This window comes from Streptomyces alkaliphilus, assembly GCF_014141535.1.
Classification (GTDB): domain Bacteria; phylum Actinomycetota; class Actinomycetes; order Streptomycetales; family Streptomycetaceae; genus Streptomyces; species Streptomyces alkaliphilus.
The window spans coordinates 1-5833 of the sequence record NZ_VKHT01000248.1 but is presented as its reverse complement, the minus strand read 5'-3'; the positions used below and the strand labels follow the sequence as shown (position 1 = coordinate 5833).

At 73.9% G+C, this 5833-nt stretch carries 5 protein-coding genes; 2 read left to right on the top strand and 3 right to left on the bottom strand.

All coding sequences use genetic code 11. The features are described from left to right. Positions 1-1461, top strand: a 1461-nt coding sequence (locus tag FNQ90_RS10385; RefSeq protein WP_182606107.1) for an LCP family protein, incomplete at its 5' end; no start/stop codon positions are given. Positions 1462-1710: 249 nt separating this feature from the next. Here FNQ90_RS10385 and FNQ90_RS10380 read toward each other — a convergent pair. The 3 genes from FNQ90_RS10380 to FNQ90_RS10370 are packed head-to-tail and all read right to left on the bottom strand — an operon-like array spanning position 1711 to position 4721. Then, positions 1711-3060, bottom strand: coding sequence for a coenzyme F420-0:L-glutamate ligase (locus FNQ90_RS10380; protein ID WP_182606106.1), 1350 nt, complete (start codon positions 3058-3060; stop codon positions 1711-1713). Then, entirely contained in the window at positions 3057-4127 is a 1071-nt protein-coding gene (locus FNQ90_RS10375) for a 2-phospho-L-lactate transferase (RefSeq protein WP_182606105.1), read from the bottom strand. The genes FNQ90_RS10380 and FNQ90_RS10375 overlap by 4 nt, the downstream gene beginning before the upstream one ends. Positions 4128-4151: 24 nt before the next feature. After that, on the bottom strand, positions 4152-4721 hold the full coding sequence (locus FNQ90_RS10370) for a cysteine dioxygenase (RefSeq protein WP_182606104.1): 570 nt from the start codon (positions 4719-4721) through the stop codon (positions 4152-4154). Positions 4722-5497: 776 nt separating this feature from the next. Between FNQ90_RS10370 and FNQ90_RS10365 the strand changes: the two genes are divergently transcribed. Next, positions 5498-5761 carry a WhiB family transcriptional regulator gene (locus FNQ90_RS10365; RefSeq protein ID WP_143620981.1) on the top strand — a complete coding sequence of 88 codons (264 nt, stop codon included), beginning with the start codon at positions 5498-5500 and terminating at the stop codon, positions 5759-5761. The last annotated feature ends 72 nt before the right edge of the window (positions 5762-5833 follow it).

Below are 5833 nucleotides of genomic sequence, written 5' to 3'. Positions count from 1 at the left end.
GGCCCACCCGCCGGGCGTCCGCGGTGGGGCCTGCGCGCCGCGGCCGCCCTCTCCGGTCTCGTCCTGCTCACCGGCGGGGTCGGCCACGCGGTCGTCACCGGTGTGGAGGGGAGCGTCCAACGGGTCGAGGCCATCCCCCGGGGCGACGGCCGTCCCGCCGCCGGCCCCGGCCTCAACATCCTGCTCATCGGCAGCGACAGCCGCGAGGGCCTCACCGACGAGGAACGCCACCGGTACCGCCTGGGCGGAGAACCCTGCCACTGTGCCGACACCATCATGCTCCTGCACCTCTCCGAGGCCAGGGACCGGGCGAGCGTGATCAGCCTCCCCCGCGACTCTCACACCGAACTGGAGGCCCACACCCTCCCCGGCACCACCGAACGGCACGAACCCCACGAGGCGAAGCTCAACGCCGCCCTCTCCCACGGCGGTCCCCAGCTGATGGTCCGTACCGTCGAGCGGATGACCGGCGTGCGCGTGGACCACTACCTGGAGGTGGGCTTCGTCGGCTTCATGCGCGCGGTGGACGAGATCGGCGGCGTGGACGTGTGCACCCCCCGCCCGCTGCACGATCCCAAGTCGGGCCTGGACCTGCCCGCCGGCACCAGCACCCTCAACGGCGGGGAGGCGTTGTCCTACGTGCGCGCCCGGGAGGTGGACGCCACCGCCGATTTCGGCCGCATCCAGCGCCAGCAGCGTTTCCTGGCCGCCCTCGCCCACCGGGTGGCCGACGCCGAGGTGTTGCTCGACCCCGCGCTCCTGCGGCGTGTCGTCGGCCGGTTGTTGGACTCGGTGCGGGCCGACCCGGGGCTGGGGGTGCCCGAGTTGCTGGACATCGCCCGCACCCTGCGGGGAGCGGACGCGGGAGCCGTGGAGCTCGCCTCGGTGCCCGTCGGCCGGCTCGGCGGTCCCGCCCTGGAATGGGACGAGAAGGCCGCGGAGCGCCTGTTCGCGGCCATCCGTGAGGACCGTCCGCTCGTCCCCGACCACGAGGGCGGCCGGGACGGCGGGATCGTGCCGGTGGACATCGCCCCGCAGCAGATCCGGGTCCGGGTGGAGGACGCCGGGGGACGCGGGGAACTCGCGACCCGGGTCGACCGGGACCTGGCCGCCACCGGCTTCCTCACCGCCGGCGTCCCCGGCGCCGAGGCCGCCGGCGGCCCGGCGGAGGGTGGTACGGGCGAACGACACCACCGCACCACCATCACCCACGCCCCCGACCGCCGGGCGGAGGCCGCCGCCCTGGCCGCCGCCGTGCCGGGTGCGCAGCTGCGCGAGGACCCCGACCGGGACGCGGAGTTGCTGCTCACCATCGGCGAGGACTTCGAGGAGGTCCAACGGGTGCGGGACGGCCGACAGCCGGTGAGCGGCACCGAGTCCCGTGCCGGGAGGGAAGGGGACGACGGGGACGAGGGGCAGGGCATCGTCGCCGCCCGCGGGGACCGGATCGGCTGCGCGTGAACCGCCCCGCCGCCCGCGGGAGGTGACCCCGGCCCGGGCCGCCGGCCCGGGCCGCCGGGCACCTCCCGGTCGCCCGGCGGGATCGGGGGCCACGGGGACACGGCGACATCACCGGCGAACCGATCCGGCCGGGCCGCAGGGGCGAACACGCCACCCGACGGGCCGTCCCCCGGGACCCGCCGGCACGGACCGCGACGGGACGCCCATCGGGACGCCATGGGGAGGGACTCCGGGGCCGGACGGCTCCGTTCAGCGCACGATCACGAACTCCTCGACCGGACGCGGCGGCCGGGGCCGGGGCGCGGCGGCCGGATACCCGATCGCCACCGCCCCCATCGGATCCCAGTCCTCCGGCAGTTCCAGTACCTCCCGTACCACCGGACGGCAGAACATCGTCGAGGACACCCAGGCCGAACCCAGCCCCTCACCGGCCAGGGCCACCAGGAAGTTCTGCACCCCGGCCCCCGCCGCGACGACGAACATCTCCCGTTCGGCGCCCGATCGCCGTTCGTCGGGGTACCGGTGGGCGCCGTCGGCGACCAGACAGGGCACCGCGAGGAAGGGCGCCCGGCGCAGCACGTCGCCGCGCCGGATCCGCCGCTCGATCGCCTCCGGCGAGCGGCCGTCGGCCCGCAGGTCGGCGATCCACGCCTCGCGCATCGCGTCCAACAGCTTCAGCCGCGCGGCCGGTGACTCCAGCAGCACGAACCGCCACGGGGTGGTGTGGTGGGGCGCTGGCGCGGTCAACGCGGCGGCCACCGCGCGCCGGACCGCCGCCGGGTCCACCGCCGGCTCGGCGGCGAACTCGCGGACGGTGCGGCGCAGCGTCACCGCCTCGCGCACCGCCTCGGAGGTGCCCAGGCGGAACATGTCCCGGGCCGGGTCCCGGATCAGGTCGCGGGCGGAGGGCTCCGCCGAGTTCTCCCCGCCGGTGCCGGCCCGGCCGCTCCCCACGTGCTCGGCCAGGCCCCGGATCACGGCCACCGGCCGCCCCTCGACCTTTCCCTTCACCAGGTCACCGGCCCCGGCGAGTTCGTCGGCGATCGCGGTGACCGTCACACCCAGCGGGTTGCCGTGGGTGTCGGTCCCGCCGCGCAGGTCGTCCATCACGCGCACGCCGGCCGCGCCGATCGCCACGTCGGTCTGCCCCTCCCGCCAGGGCCGCCCGAAGGTGTCGCTGACGACGACCCCGACCTCCACCCCCAATCGCTCGCGCAGTCCCTCACGGATCCGCCGAGCCGAGGCGTCGGGGTCGGCGGGCAGCAACAAAACGGTGCCCGGCGGGGTGTTGGAGGCGTCCACGCCGGCGGCGGCCATCACGAAACCGTGTCGGGACTCCACGACGCGGGCGGCTCCGCGCCGCGCCACCACCCGGACCGTCTCGGCGTCCACGGCCGCCTCCCGGTCCTCGGCGCGGACCACTCGGCCCTCCGCCTTGCTGATGATCTTGGAGGTGACGACCAACACGTCCCCGTTCCTCGGGGGCGGCTGTCCGGGGGCGGTCAGGGCGGTGGCGATCAGCTCCGCCGGGTCATCGCCGGGGCGCACCTCGGGTATGCCGGGCGGCGCCCACACGCGGTACTCCGTCGCGCGGCTCACGCGCGCACCTCCTCGGCGAGCGCCAGCGCCTCGCGGGCCATCGCGGCGGTGGCCTCCTCATCGGTCATCAGCAGCGGCACGGCGCGGCAGCGCACCCCGCCCGCCTCGATCTCCGGGACCGCGTCCGCGTCCGCGGTGTCCACCAGCCAGCCGTCCAGCAGCCCGGCGCCGTAGTGCGCGGCGACCCCGGGGGCGGTGGCGGGCACGCCGATGGCGGCCAGTACCCGGTCGGCCATGCCGCGCACCGGCGCCCCGCCGATGACGGGGGAGAGGCCGACCACGGGGGCTCCGGCGTCGGCGATCGCCTCCCGGATGCCGGGCACGGCCAGGATGGTGCCGATGCTCACCACCGGGTTGGAGGGCGGGAAGAGGATCACGTCCGCCTGCTCCAGCGCCTCCAGCACGCCGGGGGCGGGAGTGGCGCGGTCGGCGCCCACCGGAACCACGGCGCGGGCGGGCACGGAGGCGCGCATACGCACCCAGTACTCCTGGAAGTGCACCGCGCGCCGGCGCACCGAGTCATCCTCCGCGCCGCCCTTCCCGGGGCGTTCGGAGGGGATGGTGTGTCCGGCGGGCGCGCCGGTGGTGACCGGGGCACCGGTTTCCGCGGGCTCCCCCGTCTCGGCGGGGTCATCGATGAGGATGTGCGTCTCCACGCGGTCGTCGCTCATCGGCAGCAGCCGCACACCCGGGTTCCAGCGGGCGCACAGCGCCTCGGTGACGGCGCTGAGCGGATAACCGGCGGCGAGCATCCGGGTGCGCACGATGTGGGTGGCCACGTCCCGGTCGCCGAGCCCGAACCAGTCCGGCCCCACCCCGTAGGCGGCCAACTCCTCCTTCACCGCGAAGGTCTCCCCGGCCCGGCCCCAGCCCTGCTCCTCGTGGATGCCGCCGCCCAGGGTGTACATGACGGTGTCGAGGTCCGGGCAGATCTTCAACCCGAACAGGTGGATGTCGTCGCCGGTGTTGCCGATGACGGTGATCTCCGCCTCCGGCGCGGCCCGCTTGAGGCCGCGCAGGAAACGGGCTCCGCCGATGCCGCCGGCCGGTACCACGATGCGCTGCATGCGCCCAGTCTGTCAGTCGCCCCGTCAGCAGGTACCGGGGGCCGAGGGTGTCGGCGATCCGTCCGGATTCCCGACGGGAGCGCCGAGCGGCCGGTGGCGGACCGGCACCGCGCCCTTCCGGGCGGGGTCGGCGGGCAGCATCGGCATCTCGGTGAGACCCGGGAAGTACACGTGCAGGCTGACCGCCGGTTCCAGGGTGTCGTTGGTCACCTCGTGCGCGCTCCGCGGCGCCGTCAGGTGCAACGCCCCGGGCGTCGCGAGCCGGGTGCCTGTCCCGGCCGGTCCGGTCCGTTCGGTGAGCGCGCCGCGCAGGACGGTCCACACCCCGGAGGAGGCCCCGTGGGTGTGACGGCCGCTGCCCTGGCCCGGCAGCCAACCGAGGAGCCACACCTCGTGGCCGGGACCCGCCTCCAGGCGGTGGTACCAGCGGCTCACCGGGTCGTAGCGGACCAGGTGTTCCCAGCGGTCCCGGTCGCGGGCGGCGCGACGGGCGAGGGCGACGAAATCGGCCACCGCCGAGGGGTGCGCGGGCACCGGCGGCATCAGGTGCGGAACCTGACTGGCGTCACCGGCGATCTCGTTGTCGTTGTTCATCGGGCGACGCTCACGTGCGGGACCATTCGGAAGTTCGGCACTCTCGTGGCTCTCGTGGCTCTCGGGTGGTCTCCCCGGGTTCGCCCGGGATGCGGGAGGGATCCGGGGGGATCCGGGAGGAGATCGGGAGGTCGGGACGGCTCCAGGGTACGGGGATGTCGGCCCGGTGCGGGGCCGACGGCGCGTGGTGTCCGGATGTCGGAACGGTTCCCGGACAGGCCCCTCGGTACCGGGGTTGCGGGCCTCCTCGGTACCGAGCTGCTGAGGCGTCCCCTTTCAAGGAGCGCTCCGATATCGCCCCACGTCAACCTTTCGTGGCGTTTGGCCGGTTTCTTTCACTGGTTCGTGTGTCGCTGAAAGCCGAGAGGTTTATGGCTGCGGGAAGCGGACAGGTGCCGCTCCAGCAACACCGGTGACCGGTGTTGCCGTGCTGTGATCCAGTCGTGATCCGGAGTCGCCCCCGCGACCCGGGGAACGTCGGGGCGCGGCGGGACGTCTCCTCCTCGGAGGGGGTGGCGGCGCGGAGGTGCGGCGAGAGGGAAGTCGGAAGGGAAGCGAGAGGGAAGATGTCCGAAGTGTCTCCATTTCGGCTAAGAAGTTTGTAGTGATTTGCACACTAATTGCAGAGCTGTGGTGCCGCAGGGTGAATCCTGTCGGCGGGGCCACAAGGTGGCTTGACGGGCGTGAATCACCGCACTTGTAATTTCACTCGTGTCGTTTGAGGGACATTGATAACGACACCATCACGGGGACGTACAGAAGGCGAGGGGCGCGAGATGACCGAGCTGTTCCAGCAGGTGCTGGTCGAGGGGATGGACGAGGAACTCGGTTGGCAGGAGCGCGCGCTGTGCGCCCAGACCGACCCCGAGTCCTTCTTCCCCGAGAAGGGTGGCTCCACCCGGGAGGCCAAGAAGGTCTGCCTGTCCTGCGAGGTTCGCTCCGAGTGCCTGGAGTACGCCCTCGCCAACGACGAGCGGTTCGGCATCTGGGGTGGCCTCTCCGAGCGTGAGCGTCGGCGCCTGAAGAAGGCCGCCGTCTGAACCGCCCGTTCCGGGTTCCCGCCCGGAACGGGATCACCGGCCCCGGAGGCACCACCGGTGGGGAGGCACCCC